The organism is Rhodococcus ruber, from assembly GCF_027270735.1.
GTDB lineage: Bacteria > Actinomycetota > Actinomycetes > Mycobacteriales > Mycobacteriaceae > Rhodococcoides > Rhodococcoides rubrum_A.
Window position 1 is genome coordinate 304,174 of sequence record NZ_JAPWIJ010000008.1, and the last position, 16,591, is coordinate 320,764.

Consider the following 16,591-nt stretch of genomic DNA (forward strand, 5'->3'; position numbering starts at 1 on the left):
TGTGATATGTACTCACCGGTAACCATCGGCCTCGTTGTCGATGACTCCTTGGACTATCGAATTATTCCCCCGGTTCGTTTCGGCCGCAGTCCACAACCGGGCGTAGAAACCGCCCTGGGCGCGAAGTTCCGAATGTCGTCCAGTTTCCACGATACGTCCGCCGTCCACGACGACGATCAGATCGGCACGTGCGGCGGTCGCCAATCGGTGCGCCACCACCACTGCCGTGCGGGTGCGTACGACGGCGTCGCTGGCCGCGAGCACGGTGCGTTCGGTGGCAGGATCGAGCGTGGCGGTTGCCTCGTCGAGGAGGAGCAGATCGGGGTCGACCAGTTCGGCTCGCGCCAGCGCGATCAGTTGCCGTTGGCCAGCGGAGAGCCCCTGGCCGCGCTCTCCGACTGGTTGGTTCATACCGCCGCGAAGTGCAGCGATGGTGGTCAGAGCGCCCACCGAGCGAGCCGCGTTCTCGATGTCGGCGCGGGTGGCGTCGGGTCTGCCGTAGGCGATGTTCGACGCAACGGTTCCGGTGAACAGGTGCGCTTCCTGCGGTACGACGCCCAGTCGTTGCCGATAGTCGGACAGTCGATAGTCGCGCAGATCGTTGCCGCCGACGCGCACCGATCCGGAGGTCGGGTCGTAGAAGCGGGCCAGCAGTTTCACCACGGTGGATTTGCCTGCTCCGGTGCGCCCGACCAATGCGACGGTGGTGCCGGCGGGGATGGTGAGAGATACCTCACTCAATGCGTCGGAGTGAGCTCCGGCATAGCGAAACCCGACGTCGACGAGGTCGATGTCGGCGCGTAGGCGTCCGCCGGGAAGTGCGGTCGTGTTCGCGGTCGTGGCGGTTTCGATCGAACTCTCGGTGCGCAACAGGTCGCCGATGCGTCCGACGCCGACACGTGCCTGCTGGTAACCGTCGAACACCTGCGAGAGCTGTTGAATCGGTCCGAAGAGCAGTCCGAGATACAGGACGAACGCCACGAGGGTGCCTGCGGTGGTGGTGCCGGTCGCGATCTGATGTGCGCCGACGAACACAACGACGGCGAGAGCGATGTCGGAGAGCAGTGTGATCAGCGGGAAGAACACCGAGATCGCGGTCTGCGATCGCATTCGACTCGCTCGGTAATTGTCGGAGCGCTCGGCGAACCGGGATGCGGCGTACTCCTCACGCCGGTAGGCCTGTGCCGCGCGCAGGCCCGTGACGTTCTCTTGGAAGTCGGCGTTGACGATCGAGATGCGCTCGCGGGACGTCGAGTACGCCGCCGACGAAATCCGGCGAAAGATCACGGTGGCCACGGCGAGGGGCGGCACGACCGCCAACGCCACCAGGCCGAGAGTGAGGTCCGTGACGAGCAGGGCGGCTGCGATACCGAGGACGGTCAACACGCTCACGACAGCGGTCGATGCCCCGGTCTGAATGAACGACGACAGCGCATCGACGTCGGTGGTCATCCGAGTCATGATGCGGCCCGAGAGCTCACGCTCGTAGTAGTCGAGGCCGAGCCGCTGAATGTGGGCGTAGCTACGCACACGAAGTCCGAAGAGCACCCGCTCGCCTGCCCGCGCAGTGATGATCGTCGTCCAACAGACGACGAACCAACTCGCTGCTGCCAGTACGACGCCGATCGACGTGGCGATCCACAGGGTGTTCGAGTCTCCTCGAGCCACTCCGCTGTCCACCGCGTAGCGAACGAGCGAGGGGAAGGCGATGGAGGCCAACGAGTCGAGTGCGAGCAGAACGACCACGGCGGCGAGCAACATTCGGACCGGGCCGAGCAATCTGGACAACCGGAAGCCCGGGTCGGGTCGGCGGAGATCGGATCCCGATGTGCCCGGGTCCTCGGTTGCCGGAGGCAGGGCTGCGACCGCCTCGGAAATTGCGGGTGTCGGTGCCAGTGAGCCGAACGCCCCCGCCATCGCAGTTCCGTGGCCACCGCCGCCCCCGGGAGCTGCGACGCTGCCGGGCTCTACCGACGATTCCGGCGCGGTCTCGGGCCACAGCGACTCGGCGGAGGGCTCCTCGATCGGGTCGTGGGCCGGCTCGGTGCCCGGTTCGTCGTCGCCATCGGCCAGGAGAGCGCGAAACAACGGACAGCGCCGGTCGAGTTCGTCGACCGTTCCGGTGTCGATGATCCGACCGTTGTCGAGCACGGCGACGCGGTCGGCCAGTGTCAGGGTCGAACGGCGATGAGCGAGAACGAGAGTTGCCCGCGTCCGGATGCCGCGCAGCGCTTCGAATATGGAGGCTTCGGTTTCCGCGTCGACGGCGGATGTGGCGTCGTCGAGAATCAGAATTCGAGGTTCCACGAGGAGGGCGCGTGCCAGCGCGATGCGCTGGCGCTGTCCTCCGGAGAGTGTGAGCCCGCGTTCGCCGACCAGGCTGTCGTATCCCTCGGGCAACGCGTCGATGAAGGTGGAGGCCTGCGCCAGGCGCGCCGCGCGCTCGATGTCGTCGGCAGTGGCGTCGGGCCTGCCGAGGGCGATGTTGGCGGCGATGGTGTCGGAGAACAGGAACGGCTCGTCGAACACCAGTGACACCGCTTCGCGCAGTGACGTCGAGTCGAGGTCGTCGATATCGATGGCATCACCGTCTGACGTCAGCTCGATGTGCCCTTCGGCAGGACGGTAGAAGCGGGGGAGCAGGAGCGCGAGTGCGGTTTTCCCGGAACCCGCATGTCCGACGACGGCAACGGTCTCCCCGGGCGAGATGGTCAGGCTCAGATCGGTGAGTACGTCCCGCTCGGGCTCGAACCCGAACGTCACGTCGCGGATGCGAACGCCGAGAGGTCCGTCCGGCAAGGAAAGAGGCTTTGCCGGTTCCGGGTCGGACGGCTCGGTGTCGACCACCTCGTAGACGCGTTCGACGGCCGCGCGGGAGAGTTGGGCCATGATCACCACGGACGAGACGGTCCTGGTGACGGCGGACAACGTGGCGACGTAGGTCGCGAAGGCCAGGAACGTGCCGATGGTGATGTGGCCCTGCAGCGCGAGGTATCCGCCGAGGGCGATGACTCCGACGAGACCGAGCTGCGGAATGGTGGCCATCGACGGCGCGAACCGCGAGTTGATCTTCGCCGACCGCATGCGCTCGGCGAACAATGTGCGACCGAGCTGTTCGATGCGATCGACCGCGCGGGCTTCCTGACCGAAGCCCTTGACCACTCGAACCCCGGTGACGGTCTCTTCGACATGCTGCGCCAGATCGGCGGCACGTTGTTGAGCAGACCACGTGGCGGCGAAGAGGGTCGGCCGCATTCGGTAGACCACGATGCTCACCGCGGGAACGATGAGGACTGCGACGACGGTGAGCAACGGTGAGAGATACGCCATTACCACCAGGGCGAGGACGAACTGCAGAATCGCTCCAGCCGAGAGCGGCACCATGGCCAGTAGACCCTGGACGAGTTGCAGGTCGGTGATCGATCTCGACACGACCTGGCCGGTACGAATCTCGTCCTGTTTGCGACCGTCGAGCCGCTGCAGCGATGCAAGCAGATCCAGACGTAGGTCGTGCTGAACGTCGATCGAGAGCCTGCCGGCGAGCATGCGCCTGCCGAACTGGCAGGCGAATCGCACCAGACCCAGCAGGCCGATGGCGACGGCGACCGTGAGAATCACGTTGCTCTTGCCTGCGGTCGCGTCGTCGATCGCCACCCTGGTGAGCAGCGGGAACGAGATGTCGATGACCGCGGCGATCATCGTGACACCCAGTGCGCCCAGCGCCGTGCGCCGGTGCAGCATGCATTGCGCCGTCAGACGTCGGATCCAACCACGTGGGGTGCTCGACGCTGCGCTGTCGGCCGGGACATCATCACGTGGCGGAATGGACTCGACGAGGGTGCCGTTGTTCGCCGCGTCGCGATCCACTGCCGCGCCGCGGTTCGTCACCGAATTACTGTGTGCCATCGATGAACCAAAGTAGACCCGATCACCGACAGCGTTCGTCGGCGATCGCGGTTACCGGTTCCGACCTCAGTCGATGTCGCGGGTGCGGGCGAGAAACCAGCCGCTGCCAGTAAGGATCGCTGCCCACAATGCGAGCCCGAGCGGTGCCCACGGCCACGACGCCAGATCGCCGGCGTCGTCCAATTGTGTGGCCGCCATCGTCGGCAGAGTCAGGTTCGACGGCAGCGCGGTGGCAACGGGTCCCAACCCCACTCCGAACAGGATCAGCGAGAGCAGACCCTCGCCGAACGGCAGCCATGCGACGAGCACGATGGCCGCCCACGTCGGAGATTTGAGTAGCAGTCCCAGCCCTGCACCGATCATCGACCACAGCACGACGGCCAGCAGACACGACGCGACCACGCCGATGAACGGGCCGTCGAGCATCACGGTCCGGTCGTTGAAGATCAGCAGGCAGATCAGGCTGGCCAGCAGTACGACCAGTCCGTACCCGAGTCCGAACAGTGCGGTGACGATCAGTTTGGCGGCGATCACCCCGTCGCGGCCCCGGGCCGTCAAGAAGCTGGTGGTGATGGTCTTGTGGCGAAACTCGGTCCCGGCATTGACGGCACCGAAGATGCCGGCGAAGAGGATTGCGGCTCCGGCGGCGACGTACAGGCCGATCGAGGCGACACCACCCGAGATATCCAGGTCCTCCTCGTACGGACCTAACTGGTTCGCGATCACCGACGTGATGACAGACGCGAAGATTCCGACGACGATCGGCGCGATCGCCAGTGCCCACCAGAACTTCAGCGTCGTGACCTTACGGATCTCCGACGTCAGCAGAGCGTTCATCGCTGGCCCCCGTTCCAGTTCTGCGGCGGACCGTATTCGGGCGGAGGCGGGCTGTACCCCGGAGGCGGGCCGTAACCCGGAGGCGGGCCGTAACCCGGAGGAGGACCGAAGTTCTGCGGTGGCGCATAACCCTGCTGATGTCCCGGCGGCGGCCCGTACGGATTCTGCCCGACCGGTGCCGCGGTGTACTGCCCCGCCGTCATCGACAGGAACACCTGCTCGAGGTCGACGTGCTCTGCGGTGGTGCCGAACACCGTGACATCGGCGTCGGCGGCGATGCGTGCGATCGTGGCCGCGTCGGTGCCTGCGACGCCGATACGTCCGTCGGGCAGGAGCTGAGTGTCGTTGAGGCCGTTCGATGCCAACGCGATCGCCAGTTTCGCCGGGTCCGACGCCGCCACGAGCACGCGGCTCGGGCGGGTGGACCGCAACTGTGCGATCGAACCCTGATACATCAGCGAGCCGGCGCTGACGATCACCAGATTGTCGACGGTCTGCTCGATTTCACGAAGAATGTGACTCGAGATCAATACCGTCCGCCCCGACGCTGCGAATGCCTTCAGGAAATCGCGCAGCCAGGCGATCCCCTCGGGGTCGAGACCGTTCGCCGGTTCGTCGAGGACGAGGATTTCGGGGTCTCCGAGTAGGGCTGTCGCCAAAGTCAGACGCTGCCGCATACCGAGCGAGAAGCCGCCTGCGGGGCGGTGGGCGGCATCGCCGAGGCCGACGAGGTACAGCACGTCGAGGGCGCGGCTGTCGGGTACGCCGATTGCCGCCGTGTAGATCTTCAGGTGATGAGCGGCGCTCCGTTTGGGGTGCATGCTCAGCGAGTCGAGAACGGCTCCCACTGTGTGGGCAGGGTGTGTTGCGGCACCGAACGGTGCGCCGTTCACGAGGCCGATCCCGGAGGTGGGTGCCACGAGCCCGAGCAGCATGCGCAGTGTGGTGGTCTTACCCGATCCGTTGGGACCGAGGAATCCGGTGACGGTGCCGCGCGGAACGACGAAGCTCAGGTCCGACACCGCCCGAACGGTGCCGAATTGTTTGGTCAGTGCCTGCGCTTCCAGCGCTGCTCCCGAGTAGCTGGTCATCGCTGCGGAATCCCCCTGGCCGTCGAACTGCACGTGTACCGGTTGCACGTGGCAACCGGTACACGAGGCTACGGGGTGAGACCGACTTCGTCGCGGGTGCGGCCCCTATGTCAGCGAAGCAGCGCGGCGCCGATTTCGCGGTAGGTCTCGAGCGGATCGGCGTCGTCGGGAAGAGAATGCAGTGTCACGTGGGATGCGCCCGCGGCGAGGTGCTCCTGCAATCGTCCTGCGATCGCGTCGGCCGTGCCGTGCGCCACCAGAGCGTCGATCAGTCGGTCGCTGCCACCGTCCCCGATCTCTTCGTCCGAGTAGCCGAGCCGGTTCAGATTGTTGGTGTAGTTGCGAAGGTGAAGATAGGGGTTGTTCACCGGTGGTCGGCCGATCTCTCGGGCCTTCTGTGGGTCGGATTCCAGAACCACCTTGTGCTCGGGTGCCAGAATCTTGTTCGGCCCCAATGCTTCTCGCGCCTCACGGGTGTGTTCGGGGGTGGTCAGGTACGGATGCGCACCGGCCGTGCGGTCGGCGGCGAGCGCAAGAACCTTGGGGCCGAGCGCAGCGAGGACGCGTCGTTCCGCCGGCACTCCTGCGGTGTCGAGATCGTCCAGATACGACACCAGGGCGTCGTATGGCTTGGTGTATTCCTGCGTTGCCTCCGGGTGGCCGGCACCGATTCCGAGGAGGAATCGTCCCGGATGCTTCTTTTCCAACCGGTGATACGACTGCGCGACGTCCGCGGCTGCGTCCGACCAGATGTTGACGATGCCGGTTGCCACCACGACCGTCTCGGTGGCGTTGAGAATCTCTTCGGTGGTGGTCAGATCCGCGGGCGGGGAGCCGCCGAGCCAGATAGTTCCGTAGCCGAATGACTCGATGGCACGAGACAGTTTGGGAGTGAACGCCGAGTGAAGTCGCCAGACGCCGTACTTGCCGAGTTCAGGTGTGGAAGTCATGTGGGATTACAACGCCGCACGCTTGCGAAGATTCCGTACATTCTCACTCGTCCGGTTCGATGATCCGGTTTTCCGGGAACCGCGCGGGCGGCGGACCGAAGGCGTCACGCGCGTTCTTGATGACTCCCTTGCCCACCACGCGGTTGCCTGCGCCGCCGATCGCCGCACCGATTCCGGCGGGCAGCATCTTGCCGACCAACAGCGCGCTGCGCTTGGCAAGATATTTGGTGATGAACTTCTTCACGAGGGATTTGTTCATGCTGGCCATCGAGCCGCCGGGGATGCGGGACGTGATCAGCGGACCCCAATTCTTGGCGGTCTTGCCGACCGTGCGCTGCACTATCTGCATGCCCGATTCGCCTAGCGCCACCGACAGCACCAGAGCCCGTCGCTGCTGGTGATTCTCGACGGGAATGCCGTGCACCGATGCGACCGACAACGTCAGTAGTGCCGACGACTCGATGAAGAAGGCGGTTTCGGCACCCACGGCGGCGAGCGAGGCGACAGTTCCTATTCCGGGAACGGCCGCAGCGCCGCCCACGGCGGAACCACTGCCGGTGACCGCGAGCAGAAATCGCTTTTCGAGCCGTTCGATGATCTGGGCCGGGGTGTCGTACGGGTGTGCCCGCCGCACGTGCGCCACGTACTTGTCGACGGCAGGCCCCTGCAGGCGGCTGGCGTTGTCCAGGATGTTGACCAGGGCCCGTTCGAGCTTGCCTCCGCTCGAGATCTCGACCTGAGCGTCGTCCTTGTTGCCTGCCATCGATACCTCTTCCGGTTGCGAACGTCGTTGACGCTAGTCGGGGGAGTTACCCGCGAATTCTCCGTTGCACACGTACGGGGCAATTTAGACTCGCGAAGTGCAGATTCCTCCGAGCGAGGTGGTGTCCGACGGCGCGCGCCGCGCGCCGTGTGCGGCGTTGCGCCCGTTCGTGCGGCCGTACGAGGGGTATCGGACGCGTGGGTTGGCACCGGGTGAGCACGTGGGAATGCCGGGCCCTTATTTGACGGTCATCGTGGCGATGGAGCCGAGTCTGGAGATCGCCCGGGCTCCGCGTCAGGGTGCGGGCGTATTCGAGACGCTGGCGAGCGGAATCACCACCTCGCCGGTGACGATCGTGCACAACGGCAATCAGTCGGGAATCCAGTTGTCGTTGACGCCGCTCGGCTCGAGAGCCTTGCTGGGAGTCCCCACAGCAGAGCTGGGGGAGTGGCTGGTCGACCTCGACGAAGTGCTGGGCGCAGACGCGGTCGAACTCCGTGAGCGAGTTTGTGCGGCTCCGGAGTGGGCGGCTCGTTTCGATGTGGTGGACGAGATCTTGTTGCGTCGCCTTCGAGAGTGCGAAGTCGATTCCCGGTTGATCGGGGCGTGGCACGCACTCACTTCGGGTTCGGTTCCGAAGGTCGCGGACGTTGCGCTCGATATCGGTTGGAGCAGAAGACATTTGGTGTCGAAGTTCAGTTCGGAGTTCGGTGTCGGTCCGAAGGAAGCGGTGCGTATCGCTCGTTTTTATCGTTCGCATCGACGGTTGCGTGATCCGGCCTGTTCCGACCTCGCTGCGGTGGCATCCGAATGCGGCTTCTACGACCAGCCGCACATGAACCGCGAATGGCGTGTGATGGCGGGTATGTCGCCGACGACGTGGCGCGAGCGCGAGATGTTCTCATTTTTCCAAGACTCCGCGGCCGGTGACGAGGAGGGTATCGGTTCATGACGACACATATCTGGCCCACTCTGAAATACGACAACGCACGCGACGCCATCCGATTCATCGTCGACGTGTTGGGATTCGAGGAGCGCGCGGTGTACGGCGAAGGCGACCGCGTCGATCATGCGGAACTGCGCTGGCCCGAGGGTGGTGGGGTGATGCTGGGCAGTGTGCGCGACGAGGGTGCCATCGGCGAGATGCCGCCGGGCGTCGGTTCGATCTACATCGTCACCGACGACCCGGACGGCATCCACGATCGCATCGTTGCGGCGGGCGGCAATGTCACGCAGGGGTTGCGCGACGAGGATTACGGCAGCCGCGGTTTCACCTGTCGCGACGCCGAAGGGGTCTACTGGAGCTTCGGCACCTACGCCGGGGCGTAGGCCCCACCCCGCGTGTCGGTTACTTCACCCAGTGCTCGGGCGGGACCAGTTCGTCCGGCTTCGGCGGTGGCGGAGCGGTGCCGTCGCCGAAGGGTGATCCGCCCAACGACTCCCGCCCGTGCGGCTCGAGCCAGCCCTGCAGATCCGGGCCCTTCGGCACGATGCCGGACGGATTTATGTCGCGGTGCACCTCGTAGTAGTGCCGCTTGATGTGGTCGAAGTCCACGGTGTCGCCGAAACCGGGGGTCTGGAAGAGATCGCGGGCGTAGTTCCACAGCACCGGCATCTCGCTGAGCTTGCTGCGGTTGCATTTGAAGTGGCCGTGGTAGACGGGGTCGAAGCGCACCAGGGTGGTGAACAGGCGTACGTCGGCTTCGGTGATGTGGTCTCCGACGAGGTAGCGCTGCATGGACAGGCGTTCGCCGAGCCAGTCGAGGCGCGCGAAGAGTCTGTCGTAGGCCTTGTCGTATGCCTCCTGTGAACCGGCGAATCCGCAGCGGTAGACGCCGTTGTTGACGTCCTTGAAGACCAGATCGGCGACGTCGTCGATCTCTCCGCGCAGTGCTTCGGGATACAGATCGGGGGCACCGTCTCGGTGGTATTGCGTCCATTCGGTGGAGAAGTCGAGGGTGATTTGTGGGTAGTCGTTGGTCACGACCTCACCTGTGGGGACGTCGACGATGGCGGGGACGGTGATGCCGCGTTCGTAGTCGGGGAACCGGGCGAAGTAGGCGTCCTGCAGCCTCTCGATTTTCAGAACCGAATCGATACCGCCGGGCTTCTCTTGAAAGTTCCAGCTGCGCGGGTCGTGGGTCGGGCCCGGAATGCCCAGGGACAGAACATCTTCGAGTCCAAGGAGTCGACGCACGATGATGGACCGATGAGCCCATGGGCAGGCGCGCGCAGCGATCAGGCGATACCGTCCCGGCTCCACCGGATAGCCGTCCCTGCCGTCGGCAGTGATCCGTGTCGGTATGTAGTTGGTGTCGCGCTTGAATTCCTTGCCCGGTTCCACGTATGCGGCGTCATCGGCCATGCTCTCGAACTCCTCACCTATTCATGTTCTGGCGCACTGGCGGTCGTCTCGACGCTACCCAGTTCGGAGCCTCCTCAACCGGGTCAGGGTCGAACCGCAGCTGTGTGGCACACGCCGATTTCGGTGTATCCCAGCCGCGCGGCGAGGCGTCGGGCAATGGAGTTCTCGGGTCGCGAGCGCCACTGCGGGATCAAGCCCTCGTCGATGGCGTCGTTGGTGGCCAGGCGGCCGACCACCTGAGCGTGACCCCGTCGGCGATGGTCCGGGTCGGTCAGGACGCGCATGTCGGCCAGAATCAGCTGCTCTTCCGAGTAGCCGGCCGCGGCGAGGGACCGCGCCGAGTCCGCCGGTCTGTCGTCGCCGAGCAGCGTGAACCAGTTCCGTGAGACGGATTCTCCGAATGCCTCGGCAACGTCGGCATCACTGCACTGCGCCGCCAGGTTGCGGACGTGCACAGCATCGTGGGAGATCAGCGGATCGTGCACATCGATGGAGTGGCCGATGTCCGAGCCGTACGCCAGCGAGTGGGTGCCGATCTCGTAGTGCTCCGAACGGTCGCCGAGAATCGAGGACATCCAGGTTCGGTCCGCACCGGGCCGGCCGGTGATAGAGCGGGAGGCATCCACCGCCCAGGACGGCCCTGCGATCACAGTGGTCCCGGCCAGTTGCAGCACGGTGATGTTCTCGGTCGAAACGAGATGTTCGACGCGGTCGGCGTCGGTGTCGAGGGCCGTGTCGTCCAGGCCCAGTTGTCGACACCAGGCCAGGCGAACGATGTCGAGTTTGTGGGGGTCGAATCGGACGTCGTCGAAGAGGGGGAGATCCACGTATCGAGACTAGCCATCACGCCTGTGGGCGACGTTCTGGTTTCACCGTCCAAAAGCAATCTTTCGAACTTTTTTGCCCCCGGTGTTTCGCTCAGCGCCGATAGATGGCAGACTCGCATTTGAGATTAGAGCTTCGACGTGAAGATCTAGCTCGCTTACAGAAGGTTTACAGAATGACGCAGGGCAGTGTGAAGTGGTTCAACGGCGAAAAGGGCTTCGGCTTCATCGAGCAGGATGGTGGCGGACCGGACGTTTTCGTTCATTACTCGGAGATTCAGGGTAGCGGCTTCAAGTCGCTCGACGAGGGCCAGCGCGTGGAGTTCGAGGTGGGCCAGGGTCAGAAGGGCCCCCAGGCTACCGGCGTCCGCGCCATCTGATTCAAGCTTCGTAACCCGATTTCTCCTGGCGGAGTGACCTTCTCGAAGTAATCTCCACCAGAAACTCGGTGACAAGGCCGGATACACGGAAGAAATTCCGAGTATCCGGCCTTCGTCTGTTCGAACGGGACATCGACTACGGTCGGTGTCCTTTTGCGTTCTCGATAGTGCATGTGCGCAGTATGTCCGTTTGATGCCCAGGTCAGAGCATTGTCCGGGTTGCTCTTCATCGAGCCATGGTCGTATATTCCAACTGGAATAATTCGATTGGGATATCCAGATGTGGGGTGAGGTTCGATGCGAGGGGACGCAGTGAATCCGCTGGGGGTCTCGGTCCTCGCCCTGCTCTCGGAGGGGCCGATGCATCCCTACGAGATGTATCAGCTCCTTCTCGAGCGCAAAGAGGGCCGGATCGTCAAGATCCGCCCCGGTTCGCTCTATCACGCAGTTGCTCGACTCCACGGGCGGGAGTTGATCACCGAGGTCGGCACCGACCGCGGGGGTAACCGTCCCGAGCGCACGACCTACGAGATCACGCCCGCCGGAAGGCGGGTTCTCGTCGACCGGCTGGCCGAGATCCTTCGCTCCCCGGTGCGTGAATATCCACAGTTCACCCTGGGCCTGTCCGAGATGCACAACCTATCGGCATCCGAGGCGACCGCGTTGCTCCGTGCGCGTACCGAAGATCTGGCTCGAGAAATCGAGGAACTGTCCGGATTCCAGCGCCTGGCGCGAGAACGCAAGGTATCCGAAATCTATTGGGCTGGAATCGATTACACCTACCACATGCTGGACGCTGAAGTGAAGTGGTTGACGAGCTACATCGATCGCGTCGACAGCGGCGAGCTCGAGTGGCCGCATGCCATTTCCGCGCAGCACACCACCCTCACCGATCGGCACCGACCACACGACCCCCACGCCTCGGGGGACTAGGAGAGCACAATGAACGCCGTCGAGACCGCGCCGTTGCACAACGACATCAGACCGTGGCCCGCCCTGTGGGCGCTGTGCCTCGGCTTCTTCATGATTCTGGTGGACACCACCATCGTGGCCGTCGCTCAGCCCGCGATTCTCGCCGGTCTGAACACGGACATCAACAACGTCATCTGGGTCACCAGTGCGTACCTCCTGGCGTATGCCGTTCCGCTACTGGTCACGGGTCGGATGGGTGACAAGTTCGGCCCGAAGAACCTGTACATCGCCGGCCTCGTGCTCTTCACCCTCGCGTCCGTGTGGTGTGGACTGTCGGGATCGATCGAGATGCTCATCGCGGCGCGTGCGGTTCAGGGTCTCGGCGCGGCGATGATCACCCCGCAGACGATGGCCGTGATCACTCGTGTGTTCCCGGCGGAGAAGCGCGGAACTGCGATGGGAGCATGGGGCGCAGTCGCAGGCGTCGCGACGCTCGTCGGGCCGATTCTCGGCGGTGTACTGGTCGACTCGCTCGGCTGGGAGTGGATCTTCTTCATCAACGTGCCGGTCGGAATTGTCGCAATTGCGTTGGCGCTGAAGTTCGTTCCGGTGTTGCCGACCCACGATCACAAGTTCGATCTACTGGGCGTTGCGCTCAGTGCCGTCGGACTTTTCTGCATCGTCTTCGGCATCCAGGAAGGTCAGAAGTACGACTGGGGTACCGGCGTCTGGATCCTCATCGGTGTCGGGTTGCTCGTCTTCGCGGGGTTCGTCTACTGGCAGTCCGTGAACACCAGCGAGCCGCTGGTGCCTTTGGCGCTGTTCCGCGACCGTAACTTCTCGCTGTCCAACATCGGTATCGCAGCCATGGGCTTCGCGATGTCCGGCATGATGCTGCCGATCATGTTCTACGCGCAGAGTGTCACCGGTTTGACGCCTACCCGATCGGCGCTGCTGTTCGTGCCGATGGCGCTGCTCACCGGAATCCTCGCGCCCAATGTCGGCAAGCTCGTCGACAAGACGCATCCCCGCTACATCGCCGGATCGGGGCTGTTCATCCTCGCGGCCGCGCTGCTGTGGTTCGCGTACGAGATGACGCCCACCACCGCAATCTGGAAGCTGCTGCTCCCGGTCGCCGCGATGGGTGTCGCAAACGCGTTGATCTGGTCTCCCTTGGCGGCCACGGCAACCCGCAATCTGCCGATGAGTCAGGCGGGCGCCGGCTCGGGCATCTACAACACCACCCGCATGATCGGCTCGGTTCTCGGTAGCGCGGGCATCGGTGCGCTCATCCAATCGAGGTTGGCCGCCGAACTTCCCACCGGTGGATCTGCAACGGGGGCAAACGAATTTGCCGGTCGCGTACCGGAGATGCTGCGCGACGGATTCACCACCGCTATGGCGCAGTCACTGATCCTGCCCGCTGCCGTACTGATCGTCGGCATGATCGCGGTCTGCTTCTACGCCCGGCCTGCGTTCAAGTAAGTGCCGGAGGCAGTGGTGCGCTCAAGTGCCCTGGAGGGCACTTATCCGCACCACTGCTCATCGGTCGTTCCGCAGGCTCCACTCCTACGCGAAGCGCACTACAGGCCCAGATCCCGGCCGATCAGTTCCTTCATGATTTCGTTCGATCCGGCCCAGATCTTCGTCACGCGAGCGTCTTTCCAGGCGCGGGCAGCGCGGTACTCGTTCATGAATCCGTAGCCGCCGTGCAGTTGGACGCAGTGGTCGAGGATCTCGTTCTGCACCTGCGAGCTCCACCACTTCGCCTTGGCGGCGTCGATGGCCGTCAGCTCCCCGATTCCGTGGGCAGCGATGCAGTTGTCGATGTAGGCCTGTGCCACATCGAGTTTGGTGACGAGCTCGGCGAGCAGGAACTTGTTCCACTGCAGCGAGCCGATCTGCTGGCCGAAGGCCTTGCGGTCCTTGGCGTACTGCAGCGTCTCCTCGAGAATGGGGCGGACGTGTCCGAGGTTGGCCACCGAGCAGCTGATGCGTTCCTGGGGGAGCAGCTGCATCATGTGGATGAAGCCGCCGTCGAATTCACCGATCATGTTCGAGCTCGGCACCCGCACGTTCTCGAAGAACAATTCGGCGGTGTCGGATTCGGGCTGACCGACCTTGTCGAGCTTGCGTCCGCGAGAGAACCCTTCGGTGCCGTTCTCGACGGCGAACAGCGTGATGCCCTTGGCCTTCTTCTCCGGCGTCGTGCGGGTGGCGACGATGACGAGATCGGCGGAGTTGCCGTTGGTGATGAACGTCTTGGATCCGTTGATGATGAAGTCGTCGCCGTCCTTGACGGCGGTGGTCTTCAGCGCGGCCAGGTCCGAGCCACCGGACGGCTCGGTCATCGCGATCGCGGTGAGGATCTCGCCGCTGCAGAACCCGGGCAGCCACCGCTTCTTCTGCTCCTCGGTGGTGAGCTTGACGAGGTAGGGCGCGACGATGTCCACGTGAATACCGAAGCACGACGCCACCGCGGCACTCGAGCGGGCGAGTTCCTCGGCGAGGACGGCATTGAATCGGTAGTCCTCGGCTCCGCTGCCGCCGTACTCCTCGGGGACTTCGAGGCCCAGGAAGCCGTTGCGTCCCGCTTCGAGCCAGATCTCGCGATCGATGTACCGCTGTTCGACGAGCTTCTCCTCGACCGGCGTGATGGTTCGGGTGACGAACTCGCGCACCGATGCACGGAAGTCCTCGTGATCGGACTCGAACAGACTGCGCTTCATCTAGGTGTTCCTCTCGGTAACGTTCACTTTCCTGCGCACAATACTCGGTGGTAACAAGGCCCTCGGACGGGTGTGGCACTATGCGAACCATGGCTGACGCACCCACTTCGCTCGTTCGATCGACCACCGCGGCCGGCGCGGAGGTCGCCGTCCTCACCTTCGACCACGGCCCGCTCAATCTGTTCGATCAGGCCATGTTCGACGCAGTGGCCGCTGATGTCGCCGATCTCGTCGCCCGACCCCCTCGTGCGGTGCTCCTGCGCGCCGAGGGCAAGGTCACTTCGGCCGGTGTCGACGTGCACGTGTTCCAGGGCCTGTCCGCTGCGCAGGGCGCCGATCTGTGGCGTGGGTTGTTCGCTGACATCGCGCATCCGCTCGAGGCGCTGCCGTGCCCGGTGATCTACGCCGCGCACGGGTTGACGCTCACCGCGGCGTTCGAGATCTCGTTGGCCTGCGACATCATCCTGGCCGGACCGAAGGCGAAGTTCGGTCTCGTCGAGACCGTCGTCGGTCTGACGCCGTCGATGGGTGGGCCGCAGCGTCTGGCCGAGCGAGCCGGTTCGGGCCGGGCACGTGAGCTCGTCATGACCGGAGATCTGTACGACGCCCAGACTCTGAAGGAGTGGGGCGTGGTCAATCAGATCCACGACGACGTCGACGCCGCGGCACTCGCGCTGACGCACCGGCTGGCCGACGGCCCCACCGTCGCGCACGCGGCCACGAAACAGATTGTGGCAGCGTGGCGTTCCGGTGGCGTGGCCCACGCGGACAAGATCACCTCGGAGGTCTCGGGTGCATTGTTCGAGACCGAGGATCTGCGCGGCGCGGTCGCGAGCTTCCTCGAGGTCGGCCCGGGTAAGGCGACGTACACGGGCAAGTAGAATTGTATGAGTGAGTAACGATCAGCTGGCCGAACTGCACCTGCACATCGAAGGGTCGCTCGAACCTCCGCTGATCTTCGATCTAGCCGAGCGCAATGCAATCACGCTGCCGTACAACGACATAGACGAACTGCGCGCGAAGTACGAGTTCACCGACCTGCAGTCCTTCCTCGATCTGTACTACGCGAACATGGCTGTGTTGCAGACCGCCGAGGATTTCGCCGATCTGGCCCGGGCGTACTTTCGCCGCACGGCGCAGGCCGGGGTCACGCACGCGGAGATCTTCTTCGACCCGCAGGCGCACACCGAGCGCGGTGTCTCCCTCGAGGCCGTCGTCGAGGGATTGGCCGACGCGTGCGCGACCAGTGAGCGCGAATTCGGCGTCACCAGTGGGCTGATCGCGTCGATCCTGCGTGACAAGCCGGTGCTGCACGCGAATCAACTGCTCGACGACCTGTTGGCGATGCAGGCTCCGATCATCGGCCTCGGTCTCGATTCCGCCGAGGTGGGCTACCCGCCGTCGCTGTTCGTCGATGTGTTCGCCAAGGCGCGCGCCGAGGGTTTGCATGTCGTCGCCCACGCCGGTGAGGAAGGCCCGCCCGACTACATCTGGCAGGCACTGGATCTTCTGAAGGTCGAGCGCATCGATCACGGGGTGCGGTGCCTGGAAGACGAGGCGCTGGTGAATCGACTTGTCGAGGAACAGATCCCGCTCACCGTCTGCCCGCTGTCCAATGTTCGGCTCAAGGTGATCGACAACGTCGAGCAGCTGCCGTTGCGGCAGATGCTCGAGCGCGGCCTGTCGGTGTCGATCAATTCCGACGATCCCGCCTACTTCGGCGGCTATGTCGACGACAACTTCTCTGCCCTCGAAGCGGGAATGGGCCTCACCGCGGCGGAGCGAAAGCAGTTGGCCGAGAACTCGATTCGCGCGAGCTTCAGCACCTTCTAGA

Annotated in this window: 15 protein-coding genes; 7 read left to right on the forward strand and 8 right to left on the reverse strand. The window is 64.3% G+C overall.

The annotated features are described in order from the left end of the window. Positions 1–12: 12 nt before the first annotated feature. The 5 genes from O4220_RS20180 to O4220_RS20200 form a co-directional block, all read right to left on the reverse strand. A complete protein-coding gene (locus O4220_RS20180) occupies positions 13–3,741 on the reverse strand; it encodes an ABC transporter ATP-binding protein (protein ID WP_269607282.1) in 3,729 nt (1,242 codons plus the stop codon). Positions 3,742–3,972: 231 nt separating this feature from the next. Beyond that, complete coding sequence (locus tag O4220_RS20185; RefSeq protein ID WP_269607243.1) at positions 3,973–4,743, reverse strand: ABC transporter permease; 771 nt, start codon at positions 4,741–4,743, stop codon at positions 3,973–3,975. Further along, positions 4,740–5,834 carry an ABC transporter ATP-binding protein gene (locus O4220_RS20190; RefSeq protein WP_269607283.1) on the reverse strand — a complete coding sequence of 365 codons (1,095 nt, stop codon included), beginning with the start codon at positions 5,832–5,834 and terminating at the stop codon, positions 4,740–4,742. The genes O4220_RS20185 and O4220_RS20190 overlap by 4 nt, the downstream gene beginning before the upstream one ends. Before the next feature lie 110 nt (positions 5,835–5,944). Continuing rightward, on the reverse strand, positions 5,945–6,784 hold the full coding sequence (locus O4220_RS20195) for an LLM class F420-dependent oxidoreductase (RefSeq protein WP_269607244.1): 840 nt from the start codon (positions 6,782–6,784) through the stop codon (positions 5,945–5,947). A 43-nt stretch (positions 6,785–6,827) separates the two neighbouring features. Continuing rightward, complete coding sequence (locus tag O4220_RS20200) at positions 6,828–7,547, reverse strand: hypothetical protein (protein ID WP_032380636.1); 720 nt, start codon at positions 7,545–7,547, stop codon at positions 6,828–6,830. Between the two features lie 97 nt (positions 7,548–7,644). Between O4220_RS20200 and O4220_RS20205 the strand changes: the two genes are divergently transcribed. Then, a complete protein-coding gene (locus O4220_RS20205) occupies positions 7,645–8,499 on the forward strand; it encodes a helix-turn-helix domain-containing protein (protein ID WP_269607245.1) in 855 nt (284 codons plus the stop codon). Next, positions 8,496–8,876 (forward strand): VOC family protein, encoded by a 381-nt coding sequence (locus O4220_RS20210; RefSeq protein WP_269607246.1) that lies wholly within the window; start codon positions 8,496–8,498, stop codon positions 8,874–8,876. Before O4220_RS20205 ends, O4220_RS20210 begins: the two co-directional genes overlap by 4 nt. A 19-nt stretch (positions 8,877–8,895) precedes the next feature. Here the strand turns inward: O4220_RS20210 and O4220_RS20215 are convergent, their stop codons facing one another. Further along, positions 8,896–9,912: a glutathione S-transferase family protein gene (locus O4220_RS20215; protein ID WP_269607247.1), complete on the reverse strand. Its 1,017-nt coding sequence runs from the start codon at positions 9,910–9,912 to the stop codon at positions 8,896–8,898. An 83-nt stretch (positions 9,913–9,995) separates the two neighbouring features. Next, positions 9,996–10,739 (reverse strand): GNAT family N-acetyltransferase, encoded by a 744-nt coding sequence (locus O4220_RS20220; RefSeq protein WP_269607248.1) that lies wholly within the window; start codon positions 10,737–10,739, stop codon positions 9,996–9,998. 173 nt (positions 10,740–10,912) lie between these two features. On the opposite strand from O4220_RS20220, the gene O4220_RS20225 reads away from it, so the two are divergent. The 3 genes from O4220_RS20225 to O4220_RS20235 all read left to right on the forward strand — a co-directional run bounded on the left by O4220_RS20225 (position 10,913) and on the right by O4220_RS20235 (position 13,513). After that, positions 10,913–11,116, forward strand: a complete 204-nt coding sequence (locus O4220_RS20225; protein WP_008714360.1) for a cold-shock protein — start codon at positions 10,913–10,915, stop codon at positions 11,114–11,116. 297 nt (positions 11,117–11,413) lie between these two features. Further along, positions 11,414–12,049 (forward strand): PadR family transcriptional regulator, encoded by a 636-nt coding sequence (locus O4220_RS20230; protein ID WP_269607249.1) that lies wholly within the window; start codon positions 11,414–11,416, stop codon positions 12,047–12,049. Positions 12,050–12,058: 9 nt separating this feature from the next. After that, positions 12,059–13,513: a DHA2 family efflux MFS transporter permease subunit gene (locus tag O4220_RS20235; protein ID WP_269607250.1), complete on the forward strand. Its 1,455-nt coding sequence runs from the start codon at positions 12,059–12,061 to the stop codon at positions 13,511–13,513. A gap of 98 nt (positions 13,514–13,611) precedes the next feature. On the opposite strand, the gene O4220_RS20240 is transcribed toward O4220_RS20235, so the two are convergent. Then, the gene (locus tag O4220_RS20240) at positions 13,612–14,757 is read right to left on the reverse strand and encodes an acyl-CoA dehydrogenase family protein (protein WP_037190332.1); all 1,146 of its coding nucleotides are present in this window, start codon (positions 14,755–14,757) and stop codon (positions 13,612–13,614) included. An 89-nt stretch (positions 14,758–14,846) separates the two neighbouring features. Here O4220_RS20240 and O4220_RS20245 point away from each other — a divergent pair, with 89 nt between their 5' ends. Further along, positions 14,847–15,638, forward strand: a complete 792-nt coding sequence (locus O4220_RS20245; protein ID WP_269607251.1) for an enoyl-CoA hydratase/isomerase family protein — start codon at positions 14,847–14,849, stop codon at positions 15,636–15,638. A gap of 10 nt (positions 15,639–15,648) precedes the next feature. Next, positions 15,649–16,590, forward strand: a complete 942-nt coding sequence (locus O4220_RS20250) for an adenosine deaminase (protein WP_269607252.1) — start codon at positions 15,649–15,651, stop codon at positions 16,588–16,590. Position 16,591: the final 1 nt, after the last annotated feature.

Bases quoted from the DNA above. Each gene is read 5' to 3' on its own strand.
- O4220_RS20180 (WP_269607282.1), bottom strand. From the start codon at position 3,741: ATGCTGCACCGGCGCACGGCGCTGGGCGCACTGGGTGTCACGATGATC.
- O4220_RS20185 (WP_269607243.1), bottom strand. From the start codon at position 4,743: ATGAACGCTCTGCTGACGTCGGAGATCCGTAAGGTCACGACGCTGAAG.
- O4220_RS20190 (WP_269607283.1), bottom strand. From the start codon at position 5,834: ATGACCAGCTACTCGGGAGCAGCGCTGGAAGCGCAGGCACTGACCAAA.
- O4220_RS20195 (WP_269607244.1), bottom strand. From the start codon at position 6,784: ATGACTTCCACACCTGAACTCGGCAAGTACGGCGTCTGGCGACTTCAC.
- O4220_RS20200 (WP_032380636.1), bottom strand. From the start codon at position 7,547: ATGGCAGGCAACAAGGACGACGCTCAGGTCGAGATCTCGAGCGGAGGC.
- O4220_RS20210 (WP_269607246.1), top strand. From the start codon at position 8,496: ATGACGACACATATCTGGCCCACTCTGAAATACGACAACGCACGCGAC.
- O4220_RS20215 (WP_269607247.1), bottom strand. From the start codon at position 9,912: ATGGCCGATGACGCCGCATACGTGGAACCGGGCAAGGAATTCAAGCGC.
- O4220_RS20225 (WP_008714360.1), top strand. From the start codon at position 10,913: ATGACGCAGGGCAGTGTGAAGTGGTTCAACGGCGAAAAGGGCTTCGGC.
- O4220_RS20230 (WP_269607249.1), top strand. From the start codon at position 11,414: ATGCGAGGGGACGCAGTGAATCCGCTGGGGGTCTCGGTCCTCGCCCTG.
- O4220_RS20235 (WP_269607250.1), top strand. From the start codon at position 12,059: ATGAACGCCGTCGAGACCGCGCCGTTGCACAACGACATCAGACCGTGG.
- O4220_RS20240 (WP_037190332.1), bottom strand. From the start codon at position 14,757: ATGAAGCGCAGTCTGTTCGAGTCCGATCACGAGGACTTCCGTGCATCG.
- O4220_RS20245 (WP_269607251.1), top strand. From the start codon at position 14,847: ATGGCTGACGCACCCACTTCGCTCGTTCGATCGACCACCGCGGCCGGC.